Source organism: Chryseobacterium vrystaatense, from assembly GCF_000737765.1.
GTDB classification, from domain to species: Bacteria; Bacteroidota; Bacteroidia; order Flavobacteriales; family Weeksellaceae; genus Chryseobacterium; species Chryseobacterium vrystaatense.
This window is the reverse complement of sequence record NZ_JPRI01000003.1, coordinates 126,849-145,975: the sequence shown is the minus strand read 5'-3', so window position 1 is coordinate 145,975 and position 19,127 is coordinate 126,849. Positions and strand designations below refer to the sequence as shown.

The 19,127-nt window shown below is 38.0% G+C and carries 16 protein-coding genes; 5 read left to right on the top strand and 11 right to left on the bottom strand.

The window, feature by feature from the left end; translation table 11 throughout:
* Window positions 1-186: 186 nt before the first annotated feature.
* Window positions 187-1,095, bottom strand: a complete 909-nt coding sequence (locus IW16_RS09915; RefSeq protein ID WP_034743185.1) for an AEC family transporter — start codon at window positions 1,093-1,095, stop codon at window positions 187-189.
* A 275-nt stretch (window positions 1,096-1,370) separates the two neighbouring features.
* Here IW16_RS09915 and IW16_RS09910 point away from each other — a divergent pair, with 275 nt between their 5' ends.
* Window positions 1,371-2,246 (top strand): C1 family peptidase, encoded by an 876-nt coding sequence (locus IW16_RS09910; protein ID WP_051890078.1) that lies wholly within the window; start codon window positions 1,371-1,373, stop codon window positions 2,244-2,246.
* A 244-nt stretch (window positions 2,247-2,490) separates the two neighbouring features.
* On the opposite strand, the gene IW16_RS09905 is transcribed toward IW16_RS09910, so the two are convergent.
* From IW16_RS09905 to IW16_RS09870, 8 genes are all read right to left on the bottom strand, one after another.
* The gene (locus tag IW16_RS09905; RefSeq protein WP_034743183.1) at window positions 2,491-4,974 is read right to left on the bottom strand and encodes a beta-mannosidase; all 2,484 of its coding nucleotides are present in this window, start codon (window positions 4,972-4,974) and stop codon (window positions 2,491-2,493) included.
* Complete coding sequence (locus IW16_RS09900; RefSeq protein ID WP_034743180.1) at window positions 4,967-5,353, bottom strand: GxxExxY protein; 387 nt, start codon at window positions 5,351-5,353, stop codon at window positions 4,967-4,969. Before IW16_RS09900 ends, IW16_RS09905 begins: the two co-directional genes overlap by 8 nt.
* Before the next feature lie 374 nt (window positions 5,354-5,727).
* Complete coding sequence (locus tag IW16_RS09895) at window positions 5,728-6,390, bottom strand: copper homeostasis protein CutC (RefSeq protein WP_034743178.1); 663 nt, start codon at window positions 6,388-6,390, stop codon at window positions 5,728-5,730.
* Window positions 6,391-6,491: 101 nt separating this feature from the next.
* A complete protein-coding gene (locus IW16_RS09890; RefSeq protein ID WP_034743176.1) occupies window positions 6,492-7,484 on the bottom strand; it encodes an isoaspartyl peptidase/L-asparaginase family protein in 993 nt (330 codons plus the stop codon).
* A 100-nt stretch (window positions 7,485-7,584) separates the two neighbouring features.
* On the bottom strand, window positions 7,585-8,070 hold the full coding sequence (locus IW16_RS09885) for a DUF6691 family protein (protein ID WP_034743172.1): 486 nt from the start codon (window positions 8,068-8,070) through the stop codon (window positions 7,585-7,587).
* 21 nt (window positions 8,071-8,091) lie between these two features.
* Entirely contained in the window at window positions 8,092-8,655 is a 564-nt protein-coding gene (locus IW16_RS09880) for a YeeE/YedE family protein (protein ID WP_034743169.1), read from the bottom strand.
* A gap of 166 nt (window positions 8,656-8,821) precedes the next feature.
* Complete coding sequence (locus IW16_RS09875) at window positions 8,822-9,445, bottom strand: Crp/Fnr family transcriptional regulator (protein WP_034743167.1); 624 nt, start codon at window positions 9,443-9,445, stop codon at window positions 8,822-8,824.
* A 21-nt stretch (window positions 9,446-9,466) separates the two neighbouring features.
* Entirely contained in the window at window positions 9,467-11,791 is a 2,325-nt protein-coding gene (locus tag IW16_RS09870; protein ID WP_316931918.1) for a beta-N-acetylhexosaminidase, read from the bottom strand.
* Window positions 11,792-11,838: 47 nt separating this feature from the next.
* Here IW16_RS09870 and IW16_RS09865 point away from each other — a divergent pair, with 47 nt between their 5' ends.
* The gene (locus IW16_RS09865) at window positions 11,839-12,657 is read left to right on the top strand and encodes a DUF4197 domain-containing protein (RefSeq protein WP_034743164.1); all 819 of its coding nucleotides are present in this window, start codon (window positions 11,839-11,841) and stop codon (window positions 12,655-12,657) included.
* Window positions 12,658-13,012: 355 nt separating this feature from the next.
* Here the strand turns inward: IW16_RS09865 and IW16_RS09860 are convergent, their stop codons facing one another.
* Window positions 13,013-13,666 (bottom strand): CoA transferase subunit B, encoded by a 654-nt coding sequence (locus IW16_RS09860; protein ID WP_034743161.1) that lies wholly within the window; start codon window positions 13,664-13,666, stop codon window positions 13,013-13,015.
* A 279-nt stretch (window positions 13,667-13,945) separates the two neighbouring features.
* Between IW16_RS09860 and IW16_RS09855 the strand changes: the two genes are divergently transcribed.
* A complete protein-coding gene (locus IW16_RS09855; RefSeq protein WP_034743158.1) occupies window positions 13,946-15,748 on the top strand; it encodes an ABC transporter ATP-binding protein in 1,803 nt (600 codons plus the stop codon).
* A 64-nt stretch (window positions 15,749-15,812) separates the two neighbouring features.
* Here the strand turns inward: IW16_RS09855 and IW16_RS09850 are convergent, their stop codons facing one another.
* Window positions 15,813-16,514 (bottom strand): CoA transferase subunit A, encoded by a 702-nt coding sequence (locus tag IW16_RS09850; protein ID WP_034743154.1) that lies wholly within the window; start codon window positions 16,512-16,514, stop codon window positions 15,813-15,815.
* A gap of 159 nt (window positions 16,515-16,673) precedes the next feature.
* Between IW16_RS09850 and IW16_RS09845 the strand changes: the two genes are divergently transcribed.
* Together IW16_RS09845 and IW16_RS09840 are read left to right on the top strand one after the other, a co-directional pair.
* A complete protein-coding gene (locus IW16_RS09845; protein ID WP_034743151.1) occupies window positions 16,674-17,171 on the top strand; it encodes a DoxX family membrane protein in 498 nt (165 codons plus the stop codon).
* A 320-nt stretch (window positions 17,172-17,491) separates the two neighbouring features.
* Window positions 17,492-19,015, top strand: coding sequence for a hypothetical protein (locus IW16_RS09840; RefSeq protein ID WP_034743148.1), 1,524 nt, complete (start codon window positions 17,492-17,494; stop codon window positions 19,013-19,015).
* Window positions 19,016-19,127 lie beyond the last annotated feature (112 nt).

Below are 19,127 nucleotides of genomic sequence, written 5' to 3'. Positions count from 1 at the left end.
GAATAGATTTGTTTTACCTACGGTCTCGGGACAACAAAATGTGGATGAAGATCTCATTCAGATGGAGAAAATTAACCATTCATCGGTGAAAGGTCACTTCAGATATAATATGATGTGGTTTTTTAAAGGCACTCATTTGGCTGGAGACTGTTCCCTGGTCTGTTTGGTAAAGTTCAGTCCATTAATTTAGAAAAGCCATTCGGTGATCTGATACCAGACAGCAGAGGTCATGAATCCTACGAGAATACTGAAACCTATGATGAGATTGGTGAGTTTGGTATTTAACCTGAACTGTTCTGCAATGATGCTTGAAGTAACAACCGTGGGCATAGCAGCTTCAAATACCGTAATTTTTGCTACATCTCCTTTAATATTAAAAAGTAAAGCCAATCCCAAAACAATAGCCGGAGCTAAGATCAATTTGTACAGCATGGAAGCAGACATCTGTGGAATCAGTTTTTTCCATCCGTTGAATTTCAGCTGAAGTCCTACTGAGAATAAAGCCAATGGACTTACCGTCGCAGCCAGTTTATCGAAAAAGGGCTCTGCGGCAGTGAAGTCAATGAACTGCGACAGTACCAAAGCTGCAATACACCCGATTAATGGAGGGAAAGTAATCAGTCTTTTCAAAATAAACAGAGCACTTACTTTTCCGGATCTGCTTCCACCTTTCACTGCTGCAATAATTCCTAATGTAGAAAGGGCAAAAAACATAGTCTGATCACAGATAATGGCTATACTTAAGAGGCTTTCACCATAGAAAGCACTGATTAGGGGAAAACCTATGAAAGAGGTGTTGCTGTATCCGCTTGTCAATTCCAGGGTACTTCTTGAACGTCTTGAATAGCCTTTGCTTTTACTGTAAAACATGATAAAGAAGAAACAGAAAACAGAGATCAGAAAGGTAGCTGCAATCGGAAAGAGCATTTCTGTGGTCCATTTCACTTTAGGCAGATACTTAAAGGAAACTGCAGGTAGGGCAAGATAAAGAATCCAGGTATTGATACCTTTGTGAGCATCTGGATGGATAGATTTTGTTGCTTTGAATACCATTCCTGCGATAATGCACACTGCAATCAGAACAAAATTTACCATAATGTTTATTAAATGAGAGGCAAAGTTACGGCTGATTTTTCAGTTTTTGCTGTAAAAAATTAATTTTTAAGCACAAATATTTATTTTTTTCTGCAACCATTTAAAAATGTATTTGGAGAGATCAAACTAATAATCATCAAGCTTTCAGAATGTTCTATTCCAATCTAATCATCCGATAAGATAAAGGACTTGTGTTAAATTTCAATATTTTTTACAAAATAAATCACAAAATATTGAATAAAGTATTACATTTACAAACCACAAAAATATTTAATATGAAAAGTAAATTAATGTCTTTAGCACTTAGCGTGCTATTTCTTTCGTCCTGTAATTCCAATGAGGACATCTCTAATGAAAATCCGGAAAAAAGCCCTCAACAGCAGTATTCTTTGGGAGCTAAGCTTGTGGATGAGCAAACCTTTAATTCCTATGAAAAGGCAGATGTAAACGCCCTTACTCTGAAATTTAAAGGTAAAAGTTCTGAAGCTGCCAAAAACACGCTTCCAAGCAGTTATTTTATTCCAAGTTCAACAGTTGGCAATCAGGGTTCCGAAGGTTCCTGCGTTGCGTGGGCTACAGCTTATGCGGCAGCGAGTTCACTTGAACTTAATTTCAAAGGGGTGACGCAAAGCAGAAGCCCGGAGTATGTGTACAACCAGATAAAAGTAGGTACCTGTGCACAGGGAGCATATGTTACAGCAGGACTCAACCTGATTAAAAATCAGGGAGTCTGCAGCTGGAATGAGATGCCATATACGGATGCCGGATGTTCTACCCAACCCAATGCAACACAAAAAAGTGCAGCAAGTACACACAAATTTACCAGCTGGGGAACAGTGAATAAAACGGATATTACCGGTGTGAAAAATCTTTTAAGCATGAACCTTCCTATTATCATTGCGGTAAGTGTGGATGACAGCTTTTACAATATGGGAAGCACAGGATGGGTATGGAGAGCCCATTCCGGTCAGAACTATGGAGGACATGCGATCTGCGTTATCGGGTATGATGACAGTAAGCAGGCATTTAAAGTTCAGAATTCATGGGGATCATCATGGGGAAGCAGCGGACATTTCTGGATCGACTATTCATTCTTTGCCAAAACCTCAAACGGAGCCATTAATGAGTGTTATGTAGCCTATGTTCAGTAATCAACCAGCACCACATTATCCTATATAGAAAGAAGCCTTCCAATCATTACGGAAGGCTTTTTTGTTGGAATGTCGCAAAGACTCTATTCTTTTCTGCTTTATGTTATAATGCGCAGGGATTTATTTTCGATGAAATTTTATGCATGAGATTGCTGCTATGGGATGTTTAATACTGGAAATCTCGTAGGTTTTGTCTGTTGCAAATTCAGACGCTGATGCATATTTGTTGATTTGTATTTCTGATTTAATTCTGTAATGTATCCCAAAGACTCATTACTTCAATATTTTTCAGAGGTTTTGACAGTTTGATCCTTTTTGAAGTATTGGGAAGAAGATCGAAGAAATTATCACTGAAATGGATGTCTCCAATCAGATAAACATCTTTTGCCAATACATCTGTGGAAATTTCAATCTCGTCTGCTGCCGTTCTTTTAATCTTTATAGTAGGCTTTTTCAGCTGCAGATCTTTAGGTTTGGCGAAAAAATGATTATTGACAGCGATCGTTTTTCCTTCTGTGTCTTTTAATATAACCTGTAAAAAGGTTGTATTTCTGTCGGATTCAGCTATTATATTTTGAGTTTCAATGGGATCAAAATGTAAAATACTTTCCAATGTTTTTTCTTTTGAAAAAGCCTTTGTTTCTTTTACAACCTTTCCATCAAAATTTATAACTTTAATCTCTACATTGACATCTATAAAATTCTTAATTCCATCATTAACAGCGTAAAAATGTAAATTCCCATCTTTTTCATCAGTTAGAATAACCTGTTGTTCAAAGCTTCTTTTCATCTGATACTGCAACGCCTTCCAGTTTCCTGAATAATCAATGGAAGACCATGAAACCACCGGCCAGCAGTCATTCAGCTGCCAGTATAAGGTTCCCATATTGTACGGTTTTGCACGGCGATGGGCCTCAACAGCAATTTTCATTCCTCTCGCCTGCAGCAATTGGGAAATGTAATTGTATTGTACAAAGTCTGCAGGGATTTTATAATCCCTTTTCATATATTCATTGATAATCTCCCAGCCTCGGCCATGCTTTTCATGAGCTTTTACCGTGGAATTCTGAAGGTTGAGATCCGGCTTTCCGGAAAACATAGATTGTACCGCCTGCAGGCTTGGCATGCCCTGGAAGCCATACTCGGACATAAAGCGGCCTACTTTTTCGTTGTAGATTTCAAATGGCTGTTCGCCCCACCATACTCCCCAATAATGAGAATCTCCTTCTGTAAGGCTTTCTTTGTGCCCCCAACCTATCGATGGCGAACTCGGCCAGTAGATATTTTTGTCAGGCGTAAGATTTTCCTGTAATGCATTGGGAATGACTTCATGGAAAAGCTTTTTATAGTCTTTCCAAACCTGAAGGGAATCATCTTTTGAATATTTGAACTGTTTCTGATAGCCCCAGTTGACAATGGCTTCATCAATTTCATTATTTCCACACCACAAAGCCATTGATGGATGATTCTGAAGCCTGTTGACCTGATCTTTGACCTCTTCTTTTACATTGGTTAAAAAATCTTCATCAGCAGGATAAAAACTACCCGCAAACATGAAATCCTGCCAGACCAAAATTCCGTTTTCATCACATGCTTTGTAAAACTCATCATCTTCATAGATACCACCACCCCAGATACGGATCATATTCATGTGGGCATCTTTGGCATCTTTGATAAGTTTCTGATATTTTTCTCTGGTGAGCCGGGGTGAAAAACTGTCTGCAGGAATCCAGTTTGCTCCTTTTGCATACAAAGGTTTTCCATTGACTTTAAAATAGAAAGATTTCCCCTGTGCGTCTTTTTCCTGAACAAGCTCTACCGTCCTTAGTCCTATTCTTATATTTTTTTGATCTAATACCTTATTGCTTTTAGAAAGTTCAATTTTAAAATCGTGAAGATTTGCTTCTCCCCAACCGTTGGGCTGCCAAAGTTTAAACCCGCTGATATCATACGGAATTTTAATTTTGTTACTCCCTTTTTTAAGAGCAACCGTTTTGTTTATTTTATTAATATTCAGCGTATAACTCCCCGGCTTTTCAGCATTGATCTCCACTTCAAAATTGAAATCCAAAAGTTCTGGTGAAGAGTTATAATGATCCTTAACGGTCTGAATCTTTACGGAATTCCAGAATTCCAATTTCACATCTTTCCATATTCCGGCAGTTACCAGCCTGGGTCCCCAATCCCAGCCAAACTGATACTGAGCTTTTCTTACAAAGCTTCTGGGAGATTCGGGCATGGTAAACGGCACTTTTTCTGCGAATTCTTTTCCCTCTTTTACTGCTGATCTGAATCTAATTTTCAGTTCGTTATCTCCCGCTTTCAACAAATCTTTTACCGGAATTTCCCATTTCCTGAACATATTATTTGTTTTCTTCAGCAGTTTTCCATTCAGATAAATGTCCGAAAAGGTATCAAGACCATTAAAAATAAGATCGATATGATCATTACTCAACTCTTTTGATGACACCTTAAAAACTGCTTTATATTCCCAGTCTTCATTTTCTATCCATTGTACCTTTTTTTCGTTTTCATCTTTAAAAGGATCGGGAATGATCTTATTATCCATCAGATCCAGATGCACCGTACCCGGAATTTTTGCCGAAAGCCAGTTTTTTTCCTTTGTATTTTTAAATGTCCACTTCTCCGAAGACAGATTTCGTTCTGCCAGCTGCGCCAACATAATATTCTGAATAAAAAGGAAAGTAAAAAGGACAGATCTATTCATGAATAAGTTTGTTTACAATTCTGTGAATTCCATATTTAATGAGTTCACTGTTAAAATTGATAAGAAGCCCCAATTTCATATTGGTCAGTTTTAGATATGTCAATACCTGGGAGTAAAAAACAGGATGTAATTCCAGTACAGCTTTTACTTCTACAATAACTTTGTCTTCTATAATTAAGTCAATTTTATATCCTTTTTCGACTGTAATTTCTTTATACGTTAAAGGTAGGTATATCTGTTGTTTTACATTCATTCCCTGTTGCTTCAACTCATAAGCTAATGCTGATTCATAGGCATTTTCCAATAACCCAACACCAAGATTTCTATGAACTTCTATTGCAGCTCCTATTATTTTATAAGATAGTTCGTTTTCTGTCATTCATTTGTGTTTTTGATCATTATCATGACAAATTATTTTCTGTTCTCCCGTTTTTTTGACGCAAAGATTTATTCTTAAACTGTATACTTTAAGCCTGCAAAGAGAGAATCAATTACCATTGATTCGACTAAGCGCACGTTATATCCATTTCGCTTAATCAGCAACGTCGTCGCAATCTTTGCTTCCCTTAAAACTGAGTGGCCTCTAAATAAAAACTTTGCGTTTAATGAAAAAATGCATTTTGACAAAAATTTATTTTATACTGTATCATCTAAGACTGCAAAGAAATTCAGTCAGCATAGATTTGACTAGCGTGTGTTATCTATTTCACCCTAATATTTCGAGTTCAATAAATAAAATATTTGCAAAAAAAATCATTTACTTTTCAAAGCAATGACTTCATCTGCACTGGCAAACGCTCCTCCATCAGTAATGGCTGAAGAATGAAAATAACCTGCCTTTGTGAATTCTCTGATTTCCCCAATATTGACAGAACGAAGTCCTCCTCCCACCAGAATCTCAATTCTTCCCGCAGAAATTTCAACCAGTTTTTTAAGGTTTTGCTTACCTTCTGATACGTTGGGTTGCTGCCCGGAAGTAAGGATGGTCTTAAAACCACAGCTGATTACTTTTTCCAGAGAACCTTCAAGATCGTTTGCTCTGTCAAAAGCACGGTGAAAAGTACATGGAAGAGGATGGGCCAGTTCGATCAATGCGGTATTCTGTTCTGAATTTACTTCATTATTTTCATCTAAGATCCCAAAGACAAAACCATCTGCTTCTAAAGATTTCAACTGAGCCAGTTCTTTTTTCATCTGCTCAAATTCGGCATCTGAATAGGTGAAATCTCCACCCCGGGGCCGAATCATTACAAAAATTGGAATATTTATTTTTGCTCTGAGTTCTTTTACGGTTTCGAAATCAGGAGTTGTTCCACCTTCACTTAATCCATCACATAATTCTATTCTGTCAGCTCCGTTTTCGAAGGCTGTGATTGCTGATTCCGGGTTGAAGCACGCTATTTCTATTTTTGACATTTTCCGATACTGATTTTTATATTTTGGCAAGAGCCATTGGATGATTAAAATTTTGAAAACGGGCTAAAGCCCGTTCCTGGTGAATTGTAAGAAAAGTATATCTATTTTAAAGCAAATTCAGGGGTTTCTAACCTGTTTCCTTTCTGATCATAAACTGCAAAATTGAATCCATCCTGAATACAGTAAGAACCATACTCCCCTTTTTTATTCAAAGCGATAAAGCCAACCTGGATATCTTTAAGATTTTTATTTCTTCTTTTAGTAATATTGACAATTCTTTCAACTGCCTCTTTACAGGCCTGCTGCGGATTTCTGCCCTGTCTCATCAATTCAACGACAAGATGGGTTCCTACGGTTCGGATCACTTCCTCTCCATGACCTGTTGCGGTAGCTGCCCCCACTTCGTTATCTACAAACAAACCGGCACCAATGATGGGGGAATCTCCTACTCTGCCATGCATTTTAAACGCCATTCCACTCGTTGTACAGGCTCCCGACAGGTTTCCGTGTGCATCAAGAGCAATCATTCCTATGGTATCATGATTTTCAATATTGGCAACTGGCTTATATTCGCTGGTCTTCAGCCATTCCTTCCATTCTTTCTCTGACTCTGCAGTAAGCAGGTTTTCCTTTTTAAAGCCCTGTGATAAAGCAAACTGCAGAGCTCCGTCTCCAACCAGCATCACGTGTGGTGTTTTTTCCATAACCGATCTCGCCACAGAAATAGGGTTTTTAATATGCTCTAAACAGGCTACTGAACCAATATTATAGTTCTCATCCATAATACAGGCATCAAGGGTCACTCTTCCATCTCTGTCGGGGCGTCCGCCGTAGCCTACGCTTCTTTCAGCAGGATCCAATTCTACAAGGCGAACTCCTTTTTCCACCGCATCCAAAGCTTTTCCACCTTTCCCAAGAATAGTCCAGGCTTCTTCATTGGCTTTCAGTCCAAAATTCCATGTGGAAAGAACAATAGGTTTCCCTGTTGTTTTGTGATGATCAGGCAGATCTTTAGCAATGAGATCCAATGGATTTACAGCAAGTGCCAGAGAAGCGGCAGCGGTTTTTTTAATGAAGTTTCGTCTACTTTGCATGTGAGATGTATTTGGCTTCCAAATTAGCAATTTTCCCGCTAGCAGAAAAGAAAAAAGACCACTGTCAATTCTCTGTGGTCTTTTTCTTGTTTTTGTGTGATTAATGAGGGAGTTTATCCCGTAAATAACCGTATACCCAGGTTCCTGCAACAGCACTTAAAAGAGTTATGCTCACCGCTAAAGCGCCTGTTCCGATCTGTGCAAAAAGAGGTCCCGGGCATGCTCCCGTAATAGCCCATCCAAAACCAAAAATCAATCCACCATAGATCTGGCCTTTATTAAATTTTTTGGCTGAAAGGGTAATCGGTTCGCCATGTATTGTTTTCACATTCATTTTTTTGATCAGCCATACTGAGATCATTCCAACAAGAACGGCACTGCCGATGATTCCGTACATATGGAAAGACTGCAAACGAAACATTTCCTGAATTCTGAACCAGCTGATGACCTCAGCTTTCACAAAAATGATTCCGAAGATAATTCCGGTCAGAAGATATTTCAGATTGTAATACCATGGTTTGTTCACAACTGTTTCATTAATGCTGATGTCCTGCTGACAAATATCGGATTCTTTATGATCTATCATTGCATTGTATTTAAAATCGGGTTAAAGGGAAAGGATAATGGGCAGAATAAGATTAGCCATAATAAAACCGCCAATCATAAAACAAATTGTAGCAACCAATGATGGCCACTGCAGATTGGAAAGTCCCATAATCGCATGTCCGCTTGTGCAGCCCCCTGCATATCTGGTTCCGAAACCTACCAAAAACCCTCCGACGACCATCATGATAAATCCTCTAAGGGTCAGGATGCTTTCAAAGCTCATAAGCTGGACGGGAACTAAATTGCTGTAATCTGTAATTCCATATCCTGCCAATTCAGTTTTCAAGTTTGGATTAACGATAATTTCAGCTGTGTTGAGAAGGAAATGCGAGGCAATCATTCCACCCAGGAAAATTCCAAAAACGAAGAATAAATTCCATGACTCTTTCTTCCAGTCGTATTTGAAAAAGCTGATCCCGGCCGGTATACATGCCGCACAGATATCCCGTAATGAAGAACTGATTCCGAAGGATTTATTTCCAAGAATCAACAAAGCAGGAACGGTAAGTCCGATCAAAGGTCCGGCTATATACCACGGCCATGGTTCTTTTAAAATATCTACCATTGATTTTAATTTAATTCTTTGTAAAAATGGGGATAGTTGGAAAGATCTACAGCTACTTTTGTTACATAAGGTATTTTTCGGCTAATTTCTATAACCATTCCTTCATCACATATGCAATTTGCAACCCGTCCAATTGGAATGAGTACATCAGCCCAGAAATATTATTTTATAAAAGGATAATTCTATTCCTGCCTAATTTCAAATTTCCGGCTTCTTCCAATTGCTTCAGCAGTCTTGATATTACAACTCTCACTGTTCCCAGTTCATTAGCAAGCTGTTCATGGGTAGTGACAATAGTTTTAGAACCGGTAAGTTCAGATTTTTTATGGAGAAGAGCCAGCAGTCGCTCATCTACTTTTTTAAAGGCAATGGCATTGATGATATCCAGCAGTTCTTCAAATCGTTTGTGATAAAGTTTAAAAATATAATCCAGCCATTCGGGATATTCTTTTATGAATAATGAAGCTTTATCTACCGGCAGGAAAAGGATCTCTGTATGTTCTTCTACTTCAGCTTTTACTATACTTTTCTCACTGTGCATCCCTCCCAGAAATGACATGATGCAGCTTTCACCACTTTTTATATAATAGAGCAGGATTTCCCGTCCGTCTTCGTCTGTTCTGATGACTTTGATCATTCCTTTCATAATGATTGGAATGGAACGTATGGAATTGTTTTCATCCAGAATAATATCTCCTTCCCTGTAGGTTTTGGTGATCCCGGATTGATACAGCTTTTGTACAAGTTCCGGTGAAGAGGCAAATTCTGAGGAAAGGATATCGTTCTGCATTGTATATATTCGACTTTGGGACTAATTTACGCCTATTTCATCTACAAAAAGCCATGCTTTTGAATCGGCTCCGGGATTTCCTGCAGGAATAATACCTGCATTTTCTATGGTAAGTTTAATATATTTTGAACTCTGATTTCCCACATTGAGTTTTATTTTTCCTTTTAGGTTCTGAATTTCATCTTTTCCGATCTCTTTGATTATTTTAAAATTCTTACCGTCATCGGAAACAAATATTTTTGCAGATTTGGCCAGATGGATCCAGCTTCCTTTATTTTCCAGGGTATTAAAATAAACTTCCGAGAAGCCTGTCTTCCGGCCAAGATCAATTGCTCCCACAACATCTTTACCCTGAAAGCCCAGCCAGGTTTTACCCAGCTGTCTTGTATTCCCAATAATTCCGTCTACTAAGGTAAAAGCACCACCAAAAGAATAATTTTCACTCGGCTGCTGTTCAAATGTAATTTTTTTTCCTGTGGTTTTGGAAACCGTAAATTCCTGTGAAGAAACCGCGCTTTTCAGTTTTCCGTCCTCAAAATAGGCAGATTTAACCGTCATAGATTTTGCCACACTTACAGGTCCCTGGTAAACCTGTGAATCCAGAGTAGGTTCCGTACCATCTGTAGTATATCTTATACCTTTTGGATCTTGTGAAACAGTAAGCTCATAGGCAATACCTTCATTGGCAGGAACGACTTTTCCTGAAATATTGTAGATGCTTTTTGCATAGTTAACTTTCATTCGGTCCAGAACTTTGAACTGGCTGATCACTCTGTTTTCAAACTCTTTATAGTTTTTGGAATCAGAGGTCCCCCATCCTACTTCAGAAAGTGCCATCAGTCTTGGGAATATCATATATTGTACCTGGCTAAAGTCTGTGATATATTCTGTCCATAAATTAGCCTGAACACCCAGGATATATTTGGCCTGATCTTGGTTTAATTCTGCAGGAACCGGATTATATGAATACACTTTATCCAAAGGGGTAAAACCTCCAAAAGCATTGGGTTCAGACTGAGGATCTCCCTGATAATGATCAAAATAGCAATAAGCCCCGGGTGTCATTACTGCAAAATGCCCTGATTTGGCGGCTTCAATTCCTCCATTAACCCCTGTCCAGCTCATCACAGCTGCATTGGGTGCAAGGCCACCTTCCAGGATTTCGTCCCAACCAATGATCTTCCTGCCTTTGCTGTTGACATATTTTTCAATTCTGTGGATGAAGTAGCTTTGCAAGCCATGCTCATCTTTCAGATTATTTTGTTTAATCAGTTCCTGACAGTGGGCACATTCTTTCCATCTTGTTTTCGGACACTCATCTCCACCGATATGGATGTACTGGGACGGGAATAATTTCATGACTTCATCAAGAACATTTTCCAGAAAGGTGAATGTTTCTTCTTTCGGGCAGAAAACATCGTCAAAAACGCCCCATTTTGTGGCAGCTTCAAATGGACCTTTCGTACAGGCCAGTTCAGGATATGCTGACAACGCTGCTAAGGCATGTCCAGGCATTTCAATTTCCGGAACTATGGTAATATGTCTCTGCTGAGCATATTTCACAACATCTTTGATCTGTTCCTGAGTATAAAAATACGGACCGTAAGGTTTTCCGTCAAATGTATTGTCAACATAAGCACCAATCATTGATTCTTTACGTTTTGAACCAATTTCGGTGAGTTTCGGATACTTTTTTATTTCAATTCTCCAGCCCTGATCGTCTGTAAGGTGCCAGTGAAAGGTATTCAGTTTGTACATGGCAAGGTAATCTATGTACTGTTTGACCTCATCAACACTGAAGAAGTGACGGCAGACATCTAAATGCATCCCGCGCCATGCAAATTTTGGATGGTCCTGAATATCCATAGCCGGAATTTCACGGTCTTCTCTGTGTTCTTCAAAAAGCTGAAGCAGGGTCTGAAGTGCCAGAAAATAGCCTTGTTTGGTGTAGGAGGTTATAAAAATCCCTTTTGGAGAAATACTAATAGAATATTTTTCTTTTTCACCTTCGGGATCAACTGGAATTTTTGGCTGTGGGATCAAAACATGCATCAAATGAACTTTTTCCGTACTGCTGCTCGATTGAAATTTAAACTGAGAACCCAGTCGTTTTTTGAAATACTCTGTTTCTTCTTTTGGAAGTTTATCATTGAGAATCAGCATTTCAGGAATCGCAAATTTACCTTTCTGTATCTCGACACTTTGAGGATATGGAATTAAATTGGGTTTCTTCTGAGCATGAAATGCAGTAAAAAAAACAAGGGAAAATAAAAAAAGAAAACGTGTCATCCAGGTATGATTATGGTTGTAGCTAAGATAATTATTTTCCAAAACTCTATGGGACATTTTAACCTATTAAATAATAAAACATCTAAATTTGCAAAAAAAATACGATGAGAAAAAGCATTTTACTAGCCGCAGGATTATTATTTTCAGTTTCTTCACAGGCACAGATCTTTGATATCATCAAGTCTACTGTTAAAACCAAAACAGGTGTTGATCTTGATAATCCTTCAAAACCTAAAAGTTCTACAAGTACTACCACTCCAACAGCAACAACAGCCACGCCGACCAAAACGTCAGCTATCAATCTTGGGAATCTTACCTCAACACAGATTTCTTCCGGCTTAAAAGAAGCGCTAAGCATTGGGGTTACTGATGGGGTTAAGAAGCTGGCTTTAACCGATGGATTTTTGAAAAATGAAGCGGTAAAAATCTTAATGCCTGAAAAACTGAGAAAAATCGACACTACACTACGTTCTCTGGGAATGGGAAGTCTTGCTGATGAAGGTGTGAAATTATTAAACAGAGCTGCTGAAGATGCAGTAACAGAAGCTGCTCCTATTTTCACCAAAGCGATTACCTCTATGACCATTACAGATGCCAAAAATATTTTATTAAGCAGCGATAATGCGGCTACCAATTACTTACAGACCAAAACCCAAAGTCAATTGTTTACCACCTTTCAGCCAAAAGTAAAAGCTTCATTAGGAAAAGTGGGTGCAGATACAGTATGGAAAAATCTGATCTCAAAATACAATACATTTACCGGACAGTCTGTAACAACAGATCTTAATGAATATGTAACCACCGAAACGATCAATGGGGTATTCAAAATGGTGGCAGACAAAGAAAGCGGAATCAGAAATACTCCTGCCATGAGAACAACTTCTATTTTGCAGAAGGTCTTTGGGGCGCAGGATGGGAAATAGATATCAGAATCAAGTTCTACGATCTGGTCAATAATCCTTTGCCTGAGGCTTTATCAAAGGTTAAAATATATTTTATTTTTGATATATTTTTTCTTTTGTCTTGAAACAAAAGAAGCAAAAATTCAAGACCTGGAACTCTTCGCTAAAAATAAATTATGTTCACTAAAAATTCTAAACTCGTGCGAGTTCAGTATTGTTGTTTTAGCTCAGTATCTGTCCCGGACTCAGACAGAAGAATTTTCTTAACGTTCACAGATTTTATTTTTTTTAACGCTACGATTTCCTATGTCAGTTAAAATAACGTAAAAATTATTTCAATAAAAAAACCTTGTCATTGACAAGGTTTTTATTTTATTTAGAATTGCATTTCAGGAATTTCGCCTTCAATGATGAGATCGGCTTCTGTAGATTTTACAATATGTTCTACCGAAACGCCAGGCGCTCTTTCTACGAGTTTGAATCCTTCAGGAGTTACGTCCAGCACAGCCAGTTCGGTTACTACTCTTTTCACACAGTTGACCCCTGTAAGCGGGAGAGTACATTTTTTCAGGATTTTGCTTTCTCCAGCTTTGTTCACGTGCATCATCGCAACGATAATATTTTCTGCAGAAGCTACAAGGTCCATTGCACCACCCATTCCTTTTACCATTTTCCCCGGAATTTTCCAGTTGGCAATATCTCCGTTTTCTGAAACTTCCATGGCTCCAAGGATGGTAAGATCAACTTTCTGACCGCGGATCATCCCGAAACTGAATGCTGAATCGAAGAATGAACCTCCCGGCAGAATGGTGATCGTCTGTTTTCCGGCATTGATGATATCTGCATCTTCTTCGCCTTCGAAAGGGAAAGGTCCCATACCCAGAACTCCGTTTTCACTTTGGAATTCTACGGAAATCCCCTCTGGAACGTAGTTGGCCACCAATGTTGGGATCCCAATTCCCAGGTTTACATAATAACGGTCTTTCAGTTCTTTTGAAATCCTTTTAGCAATTTGTTCTTTTGTAAGCATAATAAAAACTTAAACTGCAATTTAATTCTTTTCCCTTGAATACAAAAGGGCTTTGTCATTCGGACATTTCTTTTTTTTGATGTCAGGAAATTGAAAGCCTGGATCAGTATTTCAGAAACGAAATTAAGGTTGAAATAAAACACTGCTACTCTTAAACCCGTAATCCTCATCTCATAAATTCCAGCTTACAGACAAATCATATTAATTTTTTTAACACGGGCTCAGGTTAATATCATAAGTCAAAATAATATCTCTAATTTTGCATCATTATTTACTAGAATGAAAATACTTTTAAGATACCTTAAACCTTACCAATGGTTGATTGCTCTTTCTTTGTTACTGGCAACCATTAATCAGGTTTTTTCTTTATTTGCGCCGGCCATTACAGGGAATATCCTGGATCAGTTGGTCACGCATCCTAATTTTTTTGATAAAGAAAAACTCTTACCCCGAAATCTGAACCAATATTTATATGGTGACGGTGCCTTCCATGGTGTTTTTTATTTCCTGGGATTACTTATCGGAACGGCGATGATCAGCAGAATTGCTAAAGCTTTTCAGGATTATGCAGTAAGCGTTATTACTCAAAAGTTTGGCGCGAAAATCTTTACAGACGGTTTAAAACATTCTATGGCTCTTCCCTATCAGGAATTTGAGGATCAAAGGAGTGGTGAAACGTTGTCGATTTTAACGAAGGTAAGAGAAGATACTGTAAAATTCATTACCAGTTTCATTAATATTTTCTTCGGGATTTTAGTCAGTATTATTTTCGTTTCTGTATATGCCATCCGTTTACACTGGTCTATTATGCCTGTGTACATTTGCGGGATTTTTCTGATTGCATTTATCACCAATTTATTAAGCAAAAGAATAAAAAGTATTCAGAAAAATATTGTTTCTGAAACAACAGCTTTAGCCGGAAGTACTACAGAGAGTTTAAGAAATATAGAAATTGTCAAAAGTTTGGGGTTAACCAATCAGGAGGTTATCCGTTTAAATAATAATACATACAAGATTCTTGGTCTTGAATTGAGGAAGGTGAAAAGCATCCGTTCTTTAAGTTTCATTCAGGGAACGATGGTCAATTTTCTTCAACAGATCATTACGATGACTCTTTTACTTTTGATTTTCAAGAATATTGTTACTCCCGGACAATACCTGTCTCTGATGTTCTATGGTTTCTTCATTTTCGGACCGATGCAGGAAATCGGGAATATCATTATTTCTTACCGTGAAGCTGAAGCTTCTCTTAATAATTTTGATCTCTTAATGAAAAAGGAAGTGGAAGAAAAACCGCTTCATCCAAAACAAATCGGAGCTATTGAAGAATTGGAATTCAGACACGTTTCTTTCAAACACCAGTCTGCTCAGTATAAAGCTTTGAACAATATTTCTTTTGATGTAAAAAATGGGGAAACCATCGCTTTTGTAGGACCAAGTGGTTCCGGGAAAAGTACATTGGTGAAATTATTGGTTGGACTTTACAGACCTCAGGAAGGAAATATTTTTTACAATAAGGTTAATGGAAAAGAATTTGATTTTGACGAACTGAGAAATCAAATTGGTTTTGTCACTCAGGACACCCAGCTTTTTGCAGGAACAATCAAAGAAAACCTTCTTTTTGTGAATCCCAATGCTACAGAATCTGATCTGGAAATTGCTTTGCAGAAATCAAGCTGTACCGCTTTATTGGAACGGGCAGAAAAAGGAATCGAAACCGTTATTGGCGAGGGCGGACTTAAACTGAGTGGCGGAGAGAAACAAAGAATCGCCATTGCCCGTGCCCTTTTAAGAAAACCTCATTTACTGATTTTTGACGAAGCCACTTCAGCGCTGGACAGTATCACTGAAGAAGAAATTACCTCCACCATAAAAAGTATTTCAGAAGAAAAGGAACAAATTACGGTTCTCATTGCGCACCGTTTAAGTACGATCATGCATGCAGACCGAATTTATGTACTTGAACGAGGACAGGTTATAGAAATGGGATCACACAGTCATTTAATTGCCGAAAAAGGATTGTACTACGCTATGTGGCGACAACAGATCGGAGAAAGAAAAATGCCTGTTTCACAGGAATAAAATAAAAGCGCTGAATGTATTTCAGCGCTTTTATTTTATTTCAAATTATATTTTCAGAAGGGAATCAGTCTTTTTTTCTAACCGTTCTCTGCTCGATTCTTTTTTCAAATTTTTCTCCCTGGAAGATTCTCTGAATCATAATACCAGGAATGTGGATTTCGTTAGGATCCAGTTCTCCCGGCTCTACCAGTTCTTCCACTTCAGCAATTGTGATCTTGGCAGCACCTGCCATCGGAAAGTTGAAATTCCTTGCGGAACCTTTAAAAATAAGGTTTCCGAGATAATCCCCTTTCCATGCTTTAACGATTGAAAAATCTGCTTTGAAAGCATGTTCCAGAATATGAGGTTTTCCATCAAAATCTTTTACCTCCTTACCTTCTGCAATCTCAGTTCCGTACCCTGCAGGGGTATAAAAAGCAGGAATTCCTGCCTGAGCTGCTCTGCATTTTTCCGCTAAAGTGCCCTGTGGGGTCAATTCTACTTCAAGTTCTCCGGACAGCATCTGTCTTTCGAATTCAGCATTTTCTCCTACATATGAAGAGATCATTTTTTTGATCTGTCTTTTCTGAAGCAGTAATCCCAGTCCAAAATCATCGACACCAGCGTTATTTGAAATACAGGTAACGTCTTTCACATCGCTCTCTACCAAAGCATTTATTGAGTTTTCAGGAATACCGCACAGACCAAACCCGCCCAGCATTAAAGTCATTCCATCTTTAATTCCTTCGATGGCTTCCTTTGCATTTTTTACTCTTTTATCTATCATGAAATATTAGATTTTTCTGTCCGTTAAATTTAATCATTTTTCTCATATCTACATTATTCAGGAATTTATTTGAATTCAGATCTAACTTTTCAGGTATTCTGTCATCATAGTTTAAGCTAAATCCTTAGCACTCAAAATTTTTAACTAAACAACTGTCATATGGAAAAGAATACTGTTAATAAAGCCGGAGATTTATTTTATGTAATATGCAGAATAAGCATTGGGCTGTTCTTTTTCATTACTGGTTTCAACAAGCTTTTCCATCCTGTTTTTCAGGGTTATATGCTGAAAACCATAAGCAATCTTGGTTTCTCCAACCCACAGTTCATGGCTAATTTTGTTGCTTTTAATGAAGCATTTTGGGGGCTTCTTTTATTATTAGGGCTGTTGACGAGGCTCAGTTCACTATCATTAATTGTCATCATGCTTGTGGCGTTATTCACCAAAGACCTTCATTCTATTCCCACCGAACTTGTTCCGGTAGACCCTGCCGCCGGACCGCATCCAATGGATCCTTTCACATGGCTTACCTATTTCTTTTTCCTGCCGCAGGTACTGTTTATAATGATATTGGGAATGTTTTCCTTCTATGGATACAGGGCTTTCGGGATCGATCAATTAATCAGAAAGAAAAAAAAGGACTTTTTTTACCTGTAGAAACGTTTGATGGTAAAAAGACAATCAGTTCATTGTTTCGTTCCGTTGTAATAGTAAAATTTTCCGGAAAAAATTCCGTGATTTTACGGAGGTTTTATGCTTTAAATTCTCTTTATTTCTCAGTAAATTGACTTATATTTGGCGTAATCAATACAGTGGTTATGAATATCTTTCATTTCTACCTGTTGATCTTATTAAAAAAATTATCAGACACCATTTTATGTGAAAAAAATTTTCTTCTATATCCATCATATATTTAAAGAAGACTTCACTCCTACTTCATATTACATTACTGAATCATTTAAACTTTTAATAAAAACATGAAAAAATTATTTACGTCGGCAGTTCTTGCACTGATTCTCAGCATCAGCGTAGGTGCACAGGAAAAGGTGTATTTTGACGAAAACTGGGAAAAAACCACTCAGGACAAGATGGAATTTTACAGGGAAACCGAGGCCAAAGGTAAGCTTACCTTAATCAGAGATTTCTATAAAAACGGAAAACTTCAAATGGAAGGCCTTGCTTCAGATACTACGCCAGGCAGTGAGATCTATGAAGGGAAAGTGACCTGGTATACTCCTGAAGGAAAGGTTTTGAACACAGTAACATTTTCAGGGGGAAAACAGATAGGCCCTGCTCAGACGTTTGATGAGAAAGGAAGACCTTTGGAAGAACTGATTTATAAAGCCGACGGCACTTTTAAAGGAAAAATGTACAGCTACAAAGATCCGGAGCTTTCATCTTTTTATAACAGTGTTACAACCTATGAAAATTCCGAGAATTTCAAAACGGTGGCCTATGATGAGGACATCAAAGGGATCCGTTATGAGATTACTACAGACAGCAAAGGAAAGTACGAAACGAAGTATTACGGTGATAAGGGAAAACACATTGGCACAAGCAATGCCGGTAGTTCGGACGATAATGTCGTCGTAGAGTATTATTATAATCCGATGAGAGTCTCTAAAATTGAGAAACAAAAAAGTGATGGAACGATAAAGGAAAGCATCATCTATTCAAAAAACGGAAAGATTCTTCAGGAAGATAAGAAAAGCAAAAAGGACGGATATAAAACCACCTATGATGAAACGGGTAAGAAAATAGGAAATCTCATCTATTCTTACGATAAGGAATCTGATTATTATAAACCTATGGATGGTGAAGATTACCAGTTCAACTACGATCTTTCAGGGTTTTCAGCTATCGATGTTTATAAAAGCGGATCGGTTGTACTGAACAAATCTTTCGACGACAACGGAAAATTATCTTCTGAAAAAGTAATGAAGGATGGGATGGTACAGGAAATCAAGTATTATTATCCGGATGGAAGAGTAAAGGGTACTTTAACTTATAAAGAGGATATGCCTTACAGCGGCACTTTATATGAGGAATTCAGTGAACAGCAATATAAAGATGGTGTTTTGGTGCTTTCCAAGTCCTTCAGAGAGGATGAAAAAGTAAAGTCAGAGAAAAAGCTGAACACTAAACAGACCGGATACGATTCAACTATTTATGATGAAAAAGGTGCCATTGTCTACACTTATAGCCAACCTCTGGAAGAAGAATCCGGTTTCACCGCACAAATCGTGCAATATGTAAAAGGCAAGCCCGGCAATAAGGCTGTTGTAAAAAACGGAGTGCTTCAAAGCGGAAAAATTAAGTATAAAGCAGAATCCGGTTTAAAGGAACTGGAACGCAGCGGAAAATGGGTTCTGCTAAAGGTTTATAATACTGAAGGAAAACTTGTTCAGGATTCGAAGATTCTCGCAGAGGTAGAAGAGCAGGATGTTTACAATATTATGAGTACCACGATACAGGAGGATGACCTGCTATACGATTACTAAAATATCTTTTCAATTTAAATAATAAAAAATCGACCGTTTGTAATGGTCGATTTTTCGTTTTAATAGATGTGATTGTTCTTTACAACAAAAAAGTTCTGCTGCGTTTTGTAAA

Bases quoted from the DNA above. Each gene is read 5' to 3' on its own strand.
- IW16_RS09915 (WP_034743185.1), bottom strand. From the start codon at position 1,095: ATGGTAAATTTTGTTCTGATTGCAGTGTGCATTATCGCAGGAATGGTA.
- IW16_RS09910 (WP_051890078.1), top strand. From the start codon at position 1,371: ATGAAAAGTAAATTAATGTCTTTAGCACTTAGCGTGCTATTTCTTTCG.
- IW16_RS09905 (WP_034743183.1), bottom strand. From the start codon at position 4,974: ATGAATAGATCTGTCCTTTTTACTTTCCTTTTTATTCAGAATATTATG.
- IW16_RS09900 (WP_034743180.1), bottom strand. From the start codon at position 5,353: ATGACAGAAAACGAACTATCTTATAAAATAATAGGAGCTGCAATAGAA.
- IW16_RS09895 (WP_034743178.1), bottom strand. From the start codon at position 6,390: ATGTCAAAAATAGAAATAGCGTGCTTCAACCCGGAATCAGCAATCACA.
- IW16_RS09890 (WP_034743176.1), bottom strand. From the start codon at position 7,484: ATGCAAAGTAGACGAAACTTCATTAAAAAAACCGCTGCCGCTTCTCTG.
- IW16_RS09885 (WP_034743172.1), bottom strand. From the start codon at position 8,070: ATGATAGATCATAAAGAATCCGATATTTGTCAGCAGGACATCAGCATT.
- IW16_RS09880 (WP_034743169.1), bottom strand. From the start codon at position 8,655: ATGGTAGATATTTTAAAAGAACCATGGCCGTGGTATATAGCCGGACCT.
- IW16_RS09875 (WP_034743167.1), bottom strand. From the start codon at position 9,445: ATGCAGAACGATATCCTTTCCTCAGAATTTGCCTCTTCACCGGAACTT.
- IW16_RS09870 (WP_316931918.1), bottom strand. From the start codon at position 11,791: ATGTCCCATAGAGTTTTGGAAAATAATTATCTTAGCTACAACCATAAT.
- IW16_RS09865 (WP_034743164.1), top strand. From the start codon at position 11,839: ATGAGAAAAAGCATTTTACTAGCCGCAGGATTATTATTTTCAGTTTCT.
- IW16_RS09860 (WP_034743161.1), bottom strand. From the start codon at position 13,666: ATGCTTACAAAAGAACAAATTGCTAAAAGGATTTCAAAAGAACTGAAA.
- IW16_RS09855 (WP_034743158.1), top strand. From the start codon at position 13,946: ATGAAAATACTTTTAAGATACCTTAAACCTTACCAATGGTTGATTGCT.
- IW16_RS09850 (WP_034743154.1), bottom strand. From the start codon at position 16,514: ATGATAGATAAAAGAGTAAAAAATGCAAAGGAAGCCATCGAAGGAATT.
- IW16_RS09845 (WP_034743151.1), top strand. From the start codon at position 16,674: ATGGAAAAGAATACTGTTAATAAAGCCGGAGATTTATTTTATGTAATA.
- IW16_RS09840 (WP_034743148.1), top strand. From the start codon at position 17,492: ATGAAAAAATTATTTACGTCGGCAGTTCTTGCACTGATTCTCAGCATC.